This is a genomic window from Gracilibacillus marinus, from assembly GCF_042651725.1.
In the GTDB taxonomy this organism is placed as follows: Bacteria; Bacillota; Bacilli; order Bacillales; family Amphibacillaceae; genus Gracilibacillus; species Gracilibacillus marinus.
This window is the reverse complement of sequence record NZ_JBHSDV010000008.1, coordinates 35,507-52,557: the sequence shown is the minus strand read 5'-3', so window position 1 is coordinate 52,557 and position 17,051 is coordinate 35,507. Positions and strand designations below refer to the sequence as shown.

General features: G+C 36.1%; 16 protein-coding genes. All 16 read right to left on the bottom strand.

The annotated features are described in order from the left end of the window. Positions 1-312 precede the first annotated feature (312 nt). On the bottom strand, positions 313-1,794 hold the full coding sequence (gene lysS, locus ACFOZ1_RS16285; RefSeq protein ID WP_390200986.1) for a lysine--tRNA ligase: 1,482 nt from the start codon (positions 1,792-1,794) through the stop codon (positions 313-315). Between the two features lie 32 nt (positions 1,795-1,826). Then, the gene (gene dusB / locus ACFOZ1_RS16280) at positions 1,827-2,819 is read right to left on the bottom strand and encodes a tRNA dihydrouridine synthase DusB (protein ID WP_390200984.1); all 993 of its coding nucleotides are present in this window, start codon (positions 2,817-2,819) and stop codon (positions 1,827-1,829) included. A gap of 12 nt (positions 2,820-2,831) precedes the next feature. Continuing rightward, positions 2,832-3,044 (bottom strand): helix-turn-helix domain-containing protein, encoded by a 213-nt coding sequence (locus ACFOZ1_RS16275; protein WP_390200982.1) that lies wholly within the window; start codon positions 3,042-3,044, stop codon positions 2,832-2,834. Then, positions 2,996-3,526 (bottom strand): 2-amino-4-hydroxy-6-hydroxymethyldihydropteridine diphosphokinase, encoded by a 531-nt coding sequence (gene folK / locus ACFOZ1_RS16270; RefSeq protein ID WP_390200981.1) that lies wholly within the window; start codon positions 3,524-3,526, stop codon positions 2,996-2,998. Before folK ends, ACFOZ1_RS16275 begins: the two co-directional genes overlap by 49 nt. Then, positions 3,523-3,888, bottom strand: coding sequence for a dihydroneopterin aldolase (gene folB, locus ACFOZ1_RS16265; protein WP_390200979.1), 366 nt, complete (start codon positions 3,886-3,888; stop codon positions 3,523-3,525). The genes folK and folB overlap by 4 nt, the downstream gene beginning before the upstream one ends. Position 3,889: 1 nt before the next feature. After that, entirely contained in the window at positions 3,890-4,717 is an 828-nt protein-coding gene (gene folP / locus ACFOZ1_RS16260; RefSeq protein WP_390200977.1) for a dihydropteroate synthase, read from the bottom strand. 158 nt (positions 4,718-4,875) lie between these two features. Continuing rightward, entirely contained in the window at positions 4,876-5,796 is a 921-nt protein-coding gene (cysK, locus tag ACFOZ1_RS16255; protein ID WP_390200975.1) for a cysteine synthase A, read from the bottom strand. Between the two features lie 96 nt (positions 5,797-5,892). After that, positions 5,893-6,798: a peptidylprolyl isomerase gene (locus tag ACFOZ1_RS16250; protein ID WP_390200973.1), complete on the bottom strand. Its 906-nt coding sequence runs from the start codon at positions 6,796-6,798 to the stop codon at positions 5,893-5,895. A 13-nt stretch (positions 6,799-6,811) separates the two neighbouring features. Then, the gene (gene hslO, locus ACFOZ1_RS16245) at positions 6,812-7,687 is read right to left on the bottom strand and encodes an Hsp33 family molecular chaperone HslO (protein ID WP_390200971.1); all 876 of its coding nucleotides are present in this window, start codon (positions 7,685-7,687) and stop codon (positions 6,812-6,814) included. Further along, positions 7,688-8,485, bottom strand: a complete 798-nt coding sequence (locus ACFOZ1_RS16240; RefSeq protein ID WP_390200969.1) for a type III pantothenate kinase — start codon at positions 8,483-8,485, stop codon at positions 7,688-7,690. 207 nt (positions 8,486-8,692) lie between these two features. Next, positions 8,693-10,669, bottom strand: coding sequence for an ATP-dependent zinc metalloprotease FtsH (gene ftsH, locus ACFOZ1_RS16235; RefSeq protein ID WP_390200967.1), 1,977 nt, complete (start codon positions 10,667-10,669; stop codon positions 8,693-8,695). A 123-nt stretch (positions 10,670-10,792) separates the two neighbouring features. Then, entirely contained in the window at positions 10,793-11,338 is a 546-nt protein-coding gene (hpt, locus tag ACFOZ1_RS16230; RefSeq protein ID WP_390200966.1) for a hypoxanthine phosphoribosyltransferase, read from the bottom strand. A 14-nt stretch (positions 11,339-11,352) separates the two neighbouring features. Beyond that, the gene (gene tilS, locus ACFOZ1_RS16225; protein ID WP_390200964.1) at positions 11,353-12,705 is read right to left on the bottom strand and encodes a tRNA lysidine(34) synthetase TilS; all 1,353 of its coding nucleotides are present in this window, start codon (positions 12,703-12,705) and stop codon (positions 11,353-11,355) included. A gap of 124 nt (positions 12,706-12,829) precedes the next feature. Then, positions 12,830-13,774, bottom strand: a complete 945-nt coding sequence (locus ACFOZ1_RS16220) for a serine/threonine protein kinase (protein WP_390200962.1) — start codon at positions 13,772-13,774, stop codon at positions 12,830-12,832. Next, positions 13,746-14,525, bottom strand: coding sequence for a vWA domain-containing protein (locus tag ACFOZ1_RS16215; RefSeq protein ID WP_390200960.1), 780 nt, complete (start codon positions 14,523-14,525; stop codon positions 13,746-13,748). The genes ACFOZ1_RS16220 and ACFOZ1_RS16215 overlap by 29 nt, the downstream gene beginning before the upstream one ends. A 28-nt stretch (positions 14,526-14,553) precedes the next feature. Next, on the bottom strand, positions 14,554-17,010 hold the full coding sequence (gene spoIIE, locus ACFOZ1_RS16210) for a stage II sporulation protein E (RefSeq protein ID WP_390200958.1): 2,457 nt from the start codon (positions 17,008-17,010) through the stop codon (positions 14,554-14,556). Positions 17,011-17,051: the final 41 nt, after the last annotated feature.

Genomic DNA, 17,051 nt, shown 5'->3' with positions numbered 1-17,051 from the left:
AATAAAGTTGACTTTAAGCTCGCTTCTAAAAGCTAGCATTTCTTACTATATATCATACTGGTTGTTTTGTTCAGTTTTCAATGATCAAGAGCTGTTTCGACAGCTTTTATATTATATCAACTTCAAAATCATTTGTCAACAACTTTTTATGTGATAAGAAGTTATCTATTTGATTTGAAGTGCATGTCGTTTTAGCGACATTTAATAATATAGCATGTATCTTATATATAAGTCAACACTTTTTTGAAATTAATATAATAATATGTACCTCTACATTCTGTTATGATGTAGAGGTACATATTATATAAAGGATTATTTATTTCTCATTTGAGGGAATAATAGAACATCTCTAATAGATGGTGCATTTGTTAACAGCATTACCAATCTATCAATTCCTATTCCTAATCCACCTGTTGGCGGCATTCCATATTCTAACGCTTCTAAGAAATCTTCATCCATTTCATGCGCTTCATCGTTACCTTGTTCTTTTTCTTTCACTTGTGCTTCAAATCTCTCTCTTTGGTCAATTGGGTCATTTAATTCAGAAAATGCATTTGCATGTTCTCTACCTACTATAAATAGTTCAAAACGATCTGTGAAGCGTTCGTCTTCTTTATTCTTTTTCGCTAAAGGAGAGATTGCAACAGGATGTCCATAAATGAATGTTGGTTGAATTAGTTTCTCTTCTACACGTTGCTCGAAGAATTCATTTACAATATGTCCATATGTCATATTGTTTGTAATCTCGATTCCATGTTCCTTTGCTAATGCTTTTGCTTCTTCATCTGTCATCTCTTGCCAAAAATCTACACCAGTGTGTTCTTTCACGGCATCTACCATGTGTAGTCTTGTCCATTTCGGCTCAAGATTCACTTCATGTTCTCCGTAAGGTATTGTTGTCGTACCAATTACTTCTCTCGCTATATGTGCGACCATATTCTCAACTAGTTCCATTATATCGTTGTAATCCGCATATGCTTCATATAATTCAATCATCGTAAATTCAGGGTTATGTCTTGTTGACACACCTTCATTACGGAATACGCGTCCTATTTCATATACTTTCTCCATACCACCAACAATAAGTCGTTTTAAATGTAGTTCAATGGCAATACGCATATACAAAGGAATATCTAATGCATTGTGGTGCGTAATAAACGGACGTGCAGATGCACCACCAGCAATACTATGCATCATTGGCGTTTCTACTTCTAGGAATCCTCTATCATCTAGATAACGTCTCATTGATTGAATGATTTTACTTCTCATCATAAACGTATCTTTACTATCTAAATTCGTAATCAGATCTAAGTAACGTTGGCGGTATCTTTGTTCGACATCTTTTAAACCGTGGAATTTCTCTGGTAATGGACGTAGTGATTTCGTTAGTAAAGTAAATGCATTCACTTTAACAGAAAGCTCTCCAACATTTGTTTTAAAAATCGTACCTGATACACCAACAATATCGCCTAAATCCGCAGTTTTAAAAATTTCATAAGCCTCTTCACCGATTGCGTCTTTTCTTACATATAACTGAATTTGTCCACTGACATCTTGAATATGCGAGAATCCAGCTTTCCCTTTTCCACGCTTTGTCATAATACGTCCAGCAATTGTCGTGTCTATTGCTTTCTCTTCTAGTTCTTCTTTAGAGAATTGATCATACTGCTCTCGCAATTCATTCGCCAAATGCGTACGAATAAACTTATCCCCAAACGGATCTAATCCCTTTTCTTTATACGCTGCTAGTTTATCTAATCTCACTTGCATTTGCTCACTTATTTCTTCACTCATTATCTTCACCTCTATTATAATTTTGATACTTGTTAAGAAACTCGTTCTTGCGCTTCTAATTTTTCTACATATTCATATAATAGCGCTTCTAACTCCACTTTTGTATCAATTTGATTGATTTGACTACGTATCTTACCATTTCCATCTAAACCTTTAAGATACCAAGCGGCATGTTTTCTCATTTCCATCATCGCAACTTTCTCACCTTTTAGCTTTACAAGTCTAGCTGCATGTAAGAGACATACTTTCATTTTCTCTGATGGTAATGGTTCTTCTGCTAACATATTGTTTTCTAGATACTTCACTGTTTGGTACATAATCCACGGATTTCCTAATGCCGCTCTCCCTATCATGATGGCATCAACGCCCGTCTCCTCTAATCGTCGCTTAGCAGTTTGAGGTGAGTCAATATCGCCATTACCAATGACAGGGATGGATACTGATTCCTTTACTCTTCTAACTATATCCCAATCTGCTACTCCTTCATACAATTGTTCTCTCGTTCTCCCATGTAAAGCAACAGCTTTAGCGCCTGCTTCTTGTAGAGCCTGTGCATTCTCTATCGCATATACACTATCCTGATCCCAGCCTGATCTCATTTTTACCGTTACAGGTTTTTCGACTGCTTGTACTACTTCAGATACCATTTCATAAATTTTGTCTGGTTGCAATAACCATCTTGAACCAGCATCACATTTCGTTATCTTTGGTACAGGACAACCCATATTTATATCAATAATATCTGCATTCGTATTTTTGTCTACAAATCGAGCCGCTTCTACTAAAGTATCTCGATGTCCGCCGAATATTTGTAAGCTCATCGGTTTCTCTTCTTCATCAATATAAAGCATGTTCATTGTTCGTTTATTCTTACTAACAATACCTTTATCACTTACCATTTCTGCACATACTAACCCTGCACCGAATTCTTTTACTGTCAGACGAAAAGCCCAATTACTCACTCCTGCCATTGGTGCCAATACAACTTGATTAGGGATTTCGACATCCCCTATTTTCCATTTCATCGTCATACACTCCTACGCTTCACTCTTTGGCGCTAATTCCTCCACTGAAATACCTAAATGGTTCGCTATATGCGCTAATGTCTCGTCACTAGGTACTTTATGGCCGCGTTCGATATCTCCTAATTGCGAAACAGACATGCCAATTTTCTTTGCAAAATCTATTTGCGTATATCCTTTTAATTTTCTAAAAGCTTTGATTCTTCTCCCCCATTTGTTTGTTGCCATGCAACTACTCCTTCTTTCTCTGTAGGTGGTAATTCTTGAATGATTTCTTCAATATACTTTTCCCCATTTTTCAAAAGTAAACGAGGACAGACTTCCTGTAAAGGTATGAGTACAAATGCTCTTTCTGTAATTCTTGGATGTGGCAAAATAAGGCGCTCTGTATCCATACTTTCTTGATTATAGAATAATATATCTACATCTATCGTACGAGGACCCCATCTAATCTCTCTTTTCCTACCTAATTCTTTCTCAATTGATTGGCAATAATCCAACAAGCTCAATGGATGTAAGGTTGTTTGAATTTTGACCACTTTATTCAGGAAAGGTCCTTGGTCCATATAACCAACTGGTGCTGTTTCATAAATAGAAGATGTGTGAACAACATCAATTGCTGTATGTTCTTGTAACATGGACTCTGCTCGTTCCATATAGGCTTGTCTTGGTTCAATATTTGATCCTAGTGCCAGAATTACTTGATTCATGATACCCGCTCCCGGTAAATTTCAACAGCTACAGATTTATAATAACCTGGAATAGGAGGATCTGGTTTATACACTTTTACATGGCATGCTTGAAGTAAGGAGAAAGATGCTAGCAATTGTTGTGCAATTCTTTCCGCTACCGTTTCAACTAAATTCACTGCAATGCCTTCTACTATTCCCTTTACTTCTTGGTAGACAGCACCATAGTCAATCGAATAAGACATCTCATCGCTTTCCCCTGCTTTTTTTAAATCCAACTCAAGGACTAAATCTACCATAAAACGTTGACCTAACTTTTTTTCTTCTGGAAACAGCCCATGATAACCATAAAAAGTCATTTCATTTAGATGAATTTTATCCAAATTACATCACTCCCTTTCCAATTAAGGCATCCATCATTTTCGTCATGCGAACGGTCATTTCAACATTATGCACTCTCACTAATTCTACACCTTTCTCAATGCCATAACAAACAGTCGCCCCTGTTCCTTCATCTCGATTGTCCACTGGTAAACCGAGTGTTTCACCAATTACTGACTTTCTTGACGTTGCTAAAAGAATTGGGTAACCAAGTTGCTTTAGCTTATCGACATGTCGAATTGCAAGCAGGTTTTGTTCATAACTTTTTGCGAAGCCTACACCTGGATCTATTATAATATTGGATTTTTTCACACCGCTATCTAGCGCAATTTGTATACTTTCTTTGACATCTGAAACCATGTCATCTAAAAAATTGGTATATGAAGCTTGCTCTCGATTGTGCATTAAAATAATAGGTACATCGTATCTTGCTGCAACCTCTGCAATTTTCGGTTCGCGCTTCGCTCCCCAAATATCATTAATAATAGAGGCACCTGCTTGAATTGCCTTTTCTGCTACAATAGCTTTGTACGTATCTATGGAGATAGGTATGGTTATATGTTGCGATATCGCTTCAATTATAGGTATAACACGCTCTAACTCTTCTTCTATTGATACAGGTGTGTGACCAGGTCTTGTCGATTCACCACCAACATCAATAATGTGAGCTCCCTGTGCTTCTAATCTTTTCGCTTGTTCTATTGCTAATTCAATGGTATTAAAATGTCCTCCGTCCGAAAAGGAATCTGGTGTAACATTTAGAATTCCCATCACTAATGTCTGGTCCGTGTATCGGAAATCTCTTACTTTTGTTTTTAAGTATTTTTCCATTGTCAACCATCCTTTATATCCGACATGATTCTACAAAAGCTTATTATAGCATAAATATATCCATTGCCCTATATGGAAATAGAAAAACATATTATGCTTTCATGTATCTGTATAGTGCGTAAAAAAACCCGAACAATGTATGCTCGGGTTTTTTACTATTAATCAAATTGATAAAGTGGTGTAGATAAGTAACGTTCTCCATTACTCGGGAGAACAGCTAGGACTTTTTTGCCTTTACCTAATTTCTTCGCAACTTCTTTCGCTGCAAAAATTGCTGCACCTGATGATACCCCACCAAGCACACCATCTAGACGCGCTGCTTCGCGAGCTGTTTCATATGCTTGGTCATTCGTAACTGTAACCACTTCATCATAAATTTCTGTATTTAATACTTCTGGTACAAATCCTGCACCAATACCTTGAATTTTATGTGGACCTGGTTTTCCACCAGATAAGATAGCTGAATCTGTTGGCTCTACAGCGTAAATTTTAATATCCTTATAATGTTCTTTCAGTACTCTACCAGCACCTGTAATTGTTCCACCAGTACCAATACCTGAAACAAATGCATCTAATTGATCGCCCATTTGTTCAACGATTTCTTTTCCAGTCGTTCTAGCATGTACTTCTGGATTTGCTTCGTTATTGAATTGTTGAGGCATGAAGTAGCCATTTTCTTCTTTAAGATCTGTTGCCTTTTTAATAGCACCTTTCATTCCTTCTGCGCCTGGTGTAAGAATTAATTCTGCACCATATGCACGCAATAAATTGCGACGCTCTGTACTCATTGTATCAGGCATAACAAGAATAGCTTTGTATCCTTTTACTGCAGCAATTAACGCTAAACCTATACCAGTATTTCCACTAGTTGGTTCAATAATTGTATCTCCTTCTTTTAAAAGACCTTTTGCTTCTGCATCTTCTACCATTGCTAATGCAATACGGTCTTTTACAGAGCTACCTGGGTTAAAGTATTCTAACTTCAAATAAATCTCCGCACCATCTGGCTCCCCTGTACGATTTAACTTCACTATTGGTGTATTTCCTATTAATTCAGCAATATTTTGAGCTACCTTCATCTTTGTTCCTCCTCAATTCCAAGTAATATTATTGGTTTTATATACAATGTACACGACCATCATTATTTTGTCAACCCATTACTTGGAAATCTTTAATTATTCTTTTGAGAAAATAGTCTCTACTTCTAACTCATCCCATAGGCTTGTGGCGTCTAAAGAGATAGGTAATTGCTCCAATTTCAAATCCATCGCTACTTCTTCATATGCTTCTTCGAGAGTGAAATCAATTGCGTCCAAATGTTCATGCATATATATAATTGCATATCCTTGTGAAGTCAAAATAGGTTCACTATACGAACCCACCTCCATATCCATTGCCAAATCAAAATATTCACCGGGAATAAAACTACTTGTTTGACTGTAAAAACCAATATATCCATCTCTGTTCTTGGACTCATCAATAGAATAGAGTTCTGCAAGGTCAGAGAAACGCTCTCCATTATCTAACTTTGTCATCACTTCTTCCGCTTCTGCTTCTGTTGTAACAACAATATGGGAGAGTTGAATCATTTCTTCAAAGTTATATTGATTTTTATATGTGTCATAATAACTTTCTAAATCCGTTGACTCGACTTCTGCATCGCTCACTAATAGCTGTTGTAAGTAATACCGATAAATAATATCTTCTTTCCACAATTTTATTTGTTTCTCTTTTTCCTCGTCTGTTAATTTAGGTGATGCGACTAGCATACGCGCAAGTTCTCGGTCTATTATTTTATCTGACACTACTAAATTATTACGTTTAGCTAATTGATATACCACTTCTTTATTGATTAAATCTTCGAGTGCTTCTTTTCCATAACGCTCTGCCATGTATTGCATTAGTTGTTTCTCTTTTATTTCTGTTCCTTCAATTGTTGCGAGTATACCTTTTGCATCGACTTCTTTAAATACTTCCTCGTATTTATCTTCCCCTGCTACATTGCTCCATAGCAATGTGGCTATATTCGTGATTAATAAAATAATAATTAATAACCACAAACTAATCCTCGATAGCCGCAAAATAAAATCCTCCTTATGAAGACTTTAACGCTTTTAACTCGTCTATTGTAAAGGTATATGTCTCATTACAAAAATGACAGTTCGCTGTAGCACCATGGTCTTCTTCAATCATTGCGTCAATTTCTTCATTTCCTAAGCTTGTTATCGCAGCACTTAATCTTTCTTTAGAACATGGGCATGAGAAAGTGACAGGTAATTCCTCTAATACCTTCACACTCTCTGACTCACCTATTAACAGTGCTAATATTTCTTCTGGAGTCTTTCCATCTTGAATCATTTTGGAAACAGGCGGAATTGTTGCTATTTGTTGCTCTATTTTTGCAATAGTCTCCTCAGATGCACCTGGCATCATTTGTAAAATAAATCCTCCTGCAGCTAGAATACTATGATCAGGATTCACTAATACACCTGCACCTACTGCAGAAGGTACTTGTTCAGATGTAGCTAAATAATACGTAAAGTCTTCACTTACTTCTCCTGAAACAATGGGAACTTGTCCAGTAAAATTCGTCTTCAAACCTAAATCTTTCACAACACTCAAAGTTCCTTCTGTTCCAACAGCGCGTCTCACATCTAATTTCCCTTGTGCATTAGATTCAAAGTCTACATGTGGATGGATAATATAACCACGTACTTCTCCTTTTGCATTTGCATCTGCGATTACTGCACCAATTGGGCCATTACCTTCAAGTTTTACTGTTAATTTCGCGTCATCTTTTAACATGGCACCTAACATTGCTGTAATCGTAATTGTTCGACCTAGTGCTGCAGATGCGGTTGCCCACGTATCTTGTCTTCTTCTTGCCTCTTCTACTGTAGCAGTAGAATGAATAGCATATGCTCTCACTTCTCCATTACATGCTGTTGCTTTTAATAAATAATCTCTCATTTACTTATTCGCTCCTTTACACTTAAAATCCTCTTGATTTTTTAAATAAATTTCATATAATCCTTTTAATGTTAAATACGGGTCTACGATATCTATTGTTTTTGAATCCTTCGCAATCAAACCAGCTAATCCACCTGTAGCGATAACTTGGGCTTGTGTATGCATCTCTTTTTTAATCCGATTGACCACTTCATCTACTTGTCCAATATATCCAAAATAAACACCTGCTTGCATTGCTTCAATTGTACTATCTCCAATGATCCTTGAAGGTCTGTTGATCTCAATTTTTGGAAGTTTAGCAGCATTGGTATATAATGCTTCTAATGAAATATTAATTCCCGGGGAAATAACACCACCGACATAGGACTCTTTTTCATTGATATAACAATACGTTGTTGCCGTACCGAAATCAATCACAATAGAAGGTGCACCATATTCTTTAATTGCACCAACCGCATTTACAATACGATCTGCACCTAATTCTTTTGGATTTGGGTAATCAATTGTTAAATATGGATTTACATCTTCATGCCCAATAATCATCGGTTTACAGTGAAAATATTTTACTGCCATTCGTTCTAAAGCAAATAAAATTGGAGGTACAACAGAGGAAATAATGATGCCTTTCATATCAGAGAATACTAATCCTTCATGCCCTAATAATGATTTCACAAACATTGCATACTCGTCTTCCGTTTTATTTCGATCTGTCTGCATACGCCAATGATGGATTAATTGGTTATCTTGAAATACACCTAATACTGTATTGGTATTCCCAACATCAAGTACAAATATCATTTGATTCAGCCCTTTATTATTTAATATTAGTCATTTTCATATTGTATAGCCATAAAACTATGTTTAGCAAGCAAGAAGAATCCAATGATGACACAAAAGCGTAAATGCCCGTTTAGAAACGTAGCGACTGTAGTGACTCCACACCAATTCACTTTATAGTCCCCTAAAGAAAAAACAACTGCTCACTAAGAACAGTTGTTTTTTCTTTTACTCTTTTTTATCTGTATCAGGCTGTTGTGTTTCCACATCATCTACTTTTGATTGAATGTTTACTTTTACATCCGACTCTTTTTCTTCAACCTTTGTTTCGCCTTTGCTGTCTGTAGAAGCCTTTTCGCCATCTTGAACAGAGACTACTTCAGGTTCGGGTAAGATGCCTTTTTCAAATAGTGATTTGATTTGTCTTGCATCTAATGTTTCAATTTCTAGCAATGTTTTTGCAATCAATTCTAACTTTTCACGATTTTCTGTTAAAATTTGTTTTGCTCTATCATAACATGACTGAATAAATTGTTGTATTTCTTGATCAATCTCATATGCAATTGCATCACTATAGTTTTGCTCTGACTGCATATCACGACCTAAGAAAACTTGACCACTCGTATTTCCGAATTGAAGTGGACCAATCTTATCACTCATACCATATTCCATAACCATTTTTCTAGCAATGCTTGTTGCACGTTGGAAGTCATTATGTGCACCTGTGCTTACTTCGCCGAAGATAACCTCTTCTGCCACACGACCACCTAATAAACCAGTAATCTTGTCAAGAAGTTCAGGTTTTGTCATAAAGTATCTATCCTCACGTGGTAGCATCACAGCATAACCACCTGCTTGACCACGAGGTACAATCGTTACTTTATGTACCATATCTGCATCATCTAATACCATTCCAATAACCGTATGCCCACTCTCATGGTACGCAACAATATTACGTTCTTTCTCTGAGATGACACGACTTTTCTTCGCAGGTCCTGCAATTACTCGGTCAATTGCCTCATCGACATCTTCCATATCGATTTTTTGCTTATCAGTTCTTGCAGCAACAAGTGCCGCTTCATTTAATAAGTTCTCTAAATCTGCACCTGAGAAACCAGGTGTGCGCATCGCAATGGTTTTTAATGACACATCATCAGATAGAGGTTTATTACGAGCATGTACTTTAAGTACTTCTTCTCTACCTTTTAAATCAGGGCGATCTACAGTAATTTGACGGTCAAAACGACCTGGACGTAATAATGCTGGGTCTAGGATATCTGGTCTGTTTGTCGCAGCAATGATGATGATTCCTTCATTCTCACCAAAACCATCCATCTCTACAAGTAGTTGATTCAGTGTTTGTTCACGTTCATCGTGTCCACCACCAACACCTGCGCCACGCTGACGACCAACTGCATCAATCTCATCGATAAATATAATACATGGTGCATTTTTCTTTGCATTTTCGAATAGGTCTCGAACACGAGATGCCCCAACACCTACGAACATTTCCACAAAGTCTGAACCACTTATACTAAAGAATGGCACACCAGCTTCACCAGCAACAGCACGTGCTAGTAATGTTTTACCAGTACCTGGAGGTCCAACAAGTAACACACCTTTTGGAATCTTCGCACCAATAGCAGTGAATTTACGTGGATCTTTTAAGAAATCTACCACTTCTACTAACTCTTGCTTTTCCTCATCTGCACCAGCTACATCACGGAAGCGTACTTTTTTCTTATCTTCACTATACATTTTTGCCTTACTCTTACCAAAATTCATCACACGACTACCGCCGCCTTGCGCTTGGTTCAGTAAGAAGAAAAACAGAATGAATATAATAACAAATGGAATCATTGTTGTTAGAAAAGCTAGAAATCCATTTGGTTGTTCCTCTTCATCTACCTTCAAAATCCCTTGGTCACTTGCAGTATTATATACTTCCTCAATAATACCTGAGCTATCAGGGATATTTGTGACGAATGTCTGATCCTCTGTAGAGAGTGTCCCTACAATTCGCATCACACCATTTGATGGACGCATTTCCATTTCTTTAATTTCATTATTCTCTAGTGCTTGCATAAATTGACTTGACTTTAGTTCTTCGGCCTGATTGTTTTGACCTGTGAACACAGATATGATCCCAATTACTACTAAAAATATTAGAAAATATAGAATCACATTACGAATTATTCGATTCATCACGTACCTCCTCCCACAACGAGAAAACTATAGTAAATAGTATCATACAAAAAGAGCATATTACAACTAATTACCACTAGCAATTTCAATATGTTTGATAAATTGTTACAAAATACGTAGCTACTATTCTTCGCCACCATAAATTTCTGGTTTTAGTACACCAATATACGGTAAGTTACGATATTTCTCTTGATAATCTAAACCGTATCCTACAACAAACTCATTAGGTACATTAAAACCAACTAAATCTGCTTTAATATTTGCTGTGCGACCTTCTGGTTTATCTAATAATGTAACTATTTTAATGGAATTTGCTTTACGATATTTAAACAAATCTACAAGATAGCTTAATGTTAACCCGCTATCAATAATATCTTCAATAATTAAAATATCTCTTCCTTCTACTTTTGTATCTAAATCTTTCACAATTTTTACTTCACCAGATGATCTCATTCCATTTCCATAACTAGATACATCCATAAAATCCATTTCTAAATGGATATCCATATTTCTTAAAATATCCGACATGAACGGAAGAGCCCCTTTTAGTACACCAACAGCAAGTGGGAATTTCCCATCATATTCTTTTGTTAATTGTGCTCCAAGTTCTTGACACTTTGCTTGGATTTCTTCCTTAGAGATTAATATTTCTTTTATTTCATTATGCATCATGATGCCTCCTACTATTTTGTCTCCATGTATTCTAGTAATAAACAGTTCATCGCACTTTTGTTAAGATCTATTGCTGCTTTCTTTAACCCGACTATCCATAGGATGGTATCATCATTTGTTACGACAAGCGGCCAAATATTTCGCATTGGCAATGGAATCTTTTCATCAATAAAAATATCTTTTATCTTTTTTGTTCCACCTAACCCTCTTACTCGCATTCTATCTCCATCCTGTCTCGTGCGGACGCGGAGGGGAAATAAAGTAGGATCAAGTGGTAAAATAATGTTATTTTTACCTTCTTGCAACGAACCGATACTATAGCTAGCCCGTATACTCGCTCCATTATGTAATAAAGTCTCTCCAGGAATATGTATATCCAATACTTTCTCACGTAACTCATTTGCTTTGTCTTCTTTGAAATGAAAAGTTATCTCTTCATAACTTCTCGTTATTTGCAATGCTTGTGGAAAATCAATTGTTACATTTGCCTTTTTTTGCTTTATTAACTGAAGGAAATCTTCTTCATGTTGAAATGAAACGCTATCTGGTACTTCTTGATATAGATAGTTTAATATTAGATGAAGTACTCTTCTTTGTAAAGCAATCGGGTATGTAATAAAAGAAGGAATATTAAATTTAAGGATTTTTTTGTCTGTTTCTTTTGTTACTACTTTTTGAAACATTTCATTAGCTTCTTCCATCAAATATGCTTCATCTTCTGTTAGCCGCTCTGTTAAGTGTTGAATGGTGCGATGAACAGTTGGATTTTTTTGTTTTAACATTGGCGTTACATGTATACGATAATAGTTCCTAGTATAGGTATCCGATTGGTTAGACGGGTCTTCTCGATATCTAATTTGATTCGTTTGACAATATTGATAGATTTCTTTTTTCGTTGTAATTAGGAATGGACGAATAATCTGTCCAACACTAAATGGGCGTTTTACTGGGATCGCTGTTAGTAATGAAGGATTTGTATGTTGAACGGCACGCATTAAAAATGTCTCTATTTGGTCGTCTCCATGATGGCCTAATGCTAAATAGTCAATACTTCTCTCTAACATCACTTGTTCAAATGCTTCATAACGTAACTTTCTTGCATTGATTTGTGTGCCTTCATGATTGGATTGCTTGGCCTTTTTCACATCAACGGATTGACTTATAAACGGAATCTCCCATTCTTCGCATAACTCCAGAACATGATCGACATCTTCTTTTGATTCTTCTCCGCGTAGCATATGGTCTACAGACATTGCTGTAAGCTGTAAATTATAAATAGACTTTAGTTGATTAAGAAAATATAAAAGGGCGAGAGAATCTGCACCTCCAGATACTCCGACAAGCACATTCGCATGATCATGCAATAAATGGTGTCTTTTAATAAATTGGATGATATTTCTTTCAAAATTAGTTGTAATCAGTTCTCACCACCTCACACTGCACTTTTGTACATTATTTTACCATACTATGTCCGATTATTTCTTTTTATTACATAAAAATTGCGACATATAAATAGCATAAACCGCTTATTGATAAAATACTCAACACTTCCATCATTGGGTATACAACACTATCATGACGTGTATGTTGTTTCGTGTTTACTTGTTGTGTACGAGAGCGATTCTGTTTCATCGTATAATAAATTAATTCATTTTTCACGATATCTGCTTCTATCATTTCTCCATTTAACATTTTATTTATAAGTTGTCTAATACCGGTATGTTTAATTGCCATAGATGTTTTTTGCATTAATGTCTTTTTTGGATTGTTCCCTCGTTCAAACCCTTGCGGATAATAGATTCTTAATACAACCATTGCTAAAGCGAATAAATCGTATCCCGGATCTGCTTTTCTTGTTCCAGCTTGCCAATATGCTCGGTCATAGAATTCCGTATATTCCTTAATGGACCTCCCTACTAATGTCGTACCACCAACATCTACCCATCGTAATCTAGCAGGCTTTCTTGACACAATTAAGTTCTCCATTTTTAAATCACCAAAAATATACCCCTCATTATGTAACGCTTGTAAGTCTTTTAAGAAACCTACTAATAAGGAATAAAGCCATTCCTCACCATGACGATTAACAAACTGCGACAATGGCTCGCCAGATATATATTCCATAACATAAAAGGAATACACATACCCGTTTCTATGAACATAATCATCCACGTCGATTAAAGAAGGCCCAAGGCGATGTCCTTGAACCTTTTTTAACACTTTTAGCACATTGACTTCTGATGTAATCGAATGACTTTGTTTACTTACCTTAAGTGCTACTTGCACATTATTACAAACACACAGATATACTGTTCCAATTGCACCACTACCTAATTTCCTTACAACATGGTATGTCTTCTTATGCCATTTGCCTGTGATAATTTGTCCTTTATAGAAGGAAATATCAGGCTTCTTCAACATCTGTGTATTCATTATGGAACAGTCTCCTTTTTAGACTCTTCTTGCCAAATTGATGCATCGCTTCTTTTAATGCTGGACCTGTTGGTGTGACACCGCCAGTAGAGATTTTTGCAAATATAGAAGAGATCGACTCTAACTTACTTGTCCAATCAACTAATTGATGAATTGGTTTTCTTCTACCCGGAAATTGATAGATACTAAAGCGACTTCGTCCAATTCTAGCATTCATACTAATGGACAAATCAATCAATGCTTCTTGTACTGTTGGTAGTTTGTTCGTCATACTAGCACTTGTATCTACTAATACTAATACTTCTAAATCACACGTCTCTCCTAATTCATCTACTACTTCCATTACTTCTCCGCGTTGCTCAGGAGGCAATTCATCCATGGAGCGTGTGTTTCCTAAAATTTGTTGTAGTTCTTTATTGACTACACCTTGTAATGTCTCATTCATTGCTTGCTTTGTTACTGCTTGTACAGTTTGTGATAATGCTTGTTTATACACAATTTGGCTCACACCTTGACCATTACTTGCTATCTCTTCCACTTCATTTAATCCTTGTGATTCCTCTGTTTGTGTTTCCTCTAGTATTCCTATCACATTAACAGTAATACCTTGTTCAGCAATAATACGCGCAATACTTGCAGGGTCTTCACCTTGATTGGAACAACCATCTGTAATTAATAAAATTTGTTTTAACGTACCAGTTCTCATCTCTTTTCCTCCTACCTGAAGACTTTTTATAGCCTTTTTTACCATCTTCACCAAATTAAAGAGGAAATATACGTTAACTAATACTTTGCTTCCAAAAGCTCGTTCTTGTATTAATTGGTGCCCATTTTGGCTGATTTTTTTCCACCTGCGCAACAAGTACTGTCATATCATCCTCAATGTTACCTGCTTGCGTACGAATGACCTCTTCTAATATTAAGTCTGCAATCTCTTGTGGATCCTTTGACTCTATTTCTCGTAATTTTCGTTTAATCCATAAGTCGACATTTTCGATATGTTTTGGTCCTTCAAAGATGCCATCACTCATCATTACGATATAATCACCAGGATTTAATTGTGTCGTGACAACTTCCACTTCAAACTCTTGAATGATTCCAATTGGTAGGTTACTTGCTTCAATACTTTCCGTTACGTCAGAGCGGATAATATAACTAGGTGAGGAACCAATTTTTAAGAATCTAACGGCAGCATGGTGTAAATCAATCATTGCTAAATCTAATGTTGCATATATTTCTTCATTTGTTCTTAAAGACAATATCGAATTAATAGATTTAATCGCAACTTGTTCATGTAAGCCAGACTCTAAAATCTGTTGTAATAACCTCAGGGTCTCCGTGCTTTCTTCATGAGCTCTATCTCCATTTCCCATGCCATCACTAATTGCTAAAGCATAGTGACCAGCACCTAGCTCCATTGCTTTGTACGAATCACCAGATACAAGTCCACCACCTTTAGCAGCATGCGCAACCCCTGTTGTCACGACATATTTTCTTGCAGAACCAAATGTAAAGAAGCTATGTCCTTTTACTATTGGAGAAATATCCTCTGTTACGACTACAACTGTTTCATCTAGAATATCTGATAATATTGGTGCAATTAATTTCGTTGCCTCGCCATGATAATGTGTAAATGCAATCACCATCTCAATATCCACATTTCCTTTTTCTAATCGATACACATCTAATTTCTCAAGCTCTATTCCCACATGCTTTAGTGCTGCGACAATCTCAATTTCTTGTTGTTCATGGTTCTCTTTTTCCTTCAATATTTCTTGTGCAAAATTCGTCATCACATCAGAGACTCCTTTTAGTTGATCTGCTACGAATCTTCTACTTTCTAATACTTGCCTACGTAATTGTTGATTTGCTTGTAAGAAGGAAAGTTCCTGCTTCATTGTTTCCATAACGCGATTGGATTTGATACAATGATCGTTAAATTTAAACTGAGTAATTTTATTCAATGTATCTGATTGATCCAGTTCATCCTTCACTTGTTTCATCAAATCATATGTTTGATCAAAGTCTTTGACCCAACATGTTTCCTTTTTAAAGCATGTCTGGCACGTCTTTTCCGCCACATTACTTAAATAATAGTCTATTTCAATATCTTCATCCTTTAGTTGGTTAGAATTCACCTCAAAACTATGTGATAACGCTTTAAAAACGTTCGAAAATCGTTCCACTCTATGTGCAGTAACATTACGCACTTTTTGTAAATATTGTTCTTGTTCTTGTGCATATTCGATTGTCCCTGGAATATACCTTGCTACTTTTTTAATCAATCGATTTGGTGTGCACAAAAATAAGATAATAGCAAGTGTCGATTCCATAAAAGCAATGATAATATCTGCAGTAGTGTTTCCATACAAACTAATGAGTAATGTACTTATTAATAGTCCAATACTTACTGCTAGCTTTCTCCCCTCTTTCAATAGACCACCTAATAATCCCGCAAATGCAAGCAAACTCATTTGAAATAAATTAGTAATACTTGCCAAACTTAATATTAATCCGGCTACCACTCCAACAGTAGAGCCGATTGCAGCGCCACCAATAAGTGCGAGTAATAATACGAGATAACGTGCTAATACTTGTTCTAATTGCGCACCATAAATTGTTAAACCAATAAAACCAGTTAAAACAGATGCAAGCAAAATAATGAAGCAAACAATCTCTTCATTTTTTAAAGTTGGTTTGTATCTTTTAGGTGATAATAATGGCAGGCTTTGCATAAAGATGAGTAAGAGTACAAATGCTAATACTCCTTCAACAAATGCTAACGCCCATTGTACATAAGTCAGATTGTCCTCCCATGCATAAATAGATAAACGAGGCAAAAAAGAGGAGATAAATGCGACAAAAGGCAATACTCTCTCTTTGTTGTGTATATAGCTAACAATTATATGAAGAAAATACATGACCGCAATGGATAAGACTAAATAAACACCATGCATAATCGAGTATGTACATGCTCCAATGATAGAAAAAATAATTAGTGAGAATAACTTATCTCGTCGCAAAAACCAGACACTAACAATAAAAGCAATAGCAAATGGTGACAGTGTTGATAGAATGACAGCTCGTCCTAAAAGAAATCCTAGTAATGCCAGCATAAACCCACGCTCGATCATAAAATACTGCCACCACTTCATCCAATTCCTCTCGCTCCAATTATATGGAAGGCGATTTTTCCACATCATCGTTTTTGGTTTCTGTTCCGTATATGTATTCATTCCACATCACTCCTTATCCAACATTAAAACATAATCCTCCA

Excerpts from the sequence above, each read along its gene's own strand:
- folK (WP_390200981.1), bottom strand. The coding sequence starts at position 3,526 with ATGAATCAAGTAATTCTGGCACTAGGATCAAATATTGAACCAAGACAA.
- ftsH (WP_390200967.1), bottom strand. The coding sequence starts at position 10,669 with ATGAATCGAATAATTCGTAATGTGATTCTATATTTTCTAATATTTTTA.
- spoIIE (WP_390200958.1), bottom strand. The coding sequence starts at position 17,010 with ATGAATACATATACGGAACAGAAACCAAAAACGATGATGTGGAAAAAT.
- hpt (WP_390200966.1), bottom strand. The coding sequence starts at position 11,338 with ATGCATAATGAAATAAAAGAAATATTAATCTCTAAGGAAGAAATCCAA.
- ACFOZ1_RS16275 (WP_390200982.1), bottom strand. The coding sequence starts at position 3,044 with ATGGCAACAAACAAATGGGGGAGAAGAATCAAAGCTTTTAGAAAATTA.
- ACFOZ1_RS16220 (WP_390200962.1), bottom strand. The coding sequence starts at position 13,774 with ATGAATACACAGATGTTGAAGAAGCCTGATATTTCCTTCTATAAAGGA.
- ACFOZ1_RS16240 (WP_390200969.1), bottom strand. The coding sequence starts at position 8,485 with ATGATATTTGTACTTGATGTTGGGAATACCAATACAGTATTAGGTGTA.
- lysS (WP_390200986.1), bottom strand. The coding sequence starts at position 1,794 with ATGAGTGAAGAAATAAGTGAGCAAATGCAAGTGAGATTAGATAAACTA.
- folP (WP_390200977.1), bottom strand. The coding sequence starts at position 4,717 with ATGGAAAAATACTTAAAAACAAAAGTAAGAGATTTCCGATACACGGAC.
- dusB (WP_390200984.1), bottom strand. The coding sequence starts at position 2,819 with ATGAAATGGAAAATAGGGGATGTCGAAATCCCTAATCAAGTTGTATTG.
- cysK (WP_390200975.1), bottom strand. The coding sequence starts at position 5,796 with ATGAAGGTAGCTCAAAATATTGCTGAATTAATAGGAAATACACCAATA.
- ACFOZ1_RS16215 (WP_390200960.1), bottom strand. The coding sequence starts at position 14,525 with ATGGTAAAAAAGGCTATAAAAAGTCTTCAGGTAGGAGGAAAAGAGATG.
- hslO (WP_390200971.1), bottom strand. The coding sequence starts at position 7,687 with ATGAGAGATTATTTATTAAAAGCAACAGCATGTAATGGAGAAGTGAGA.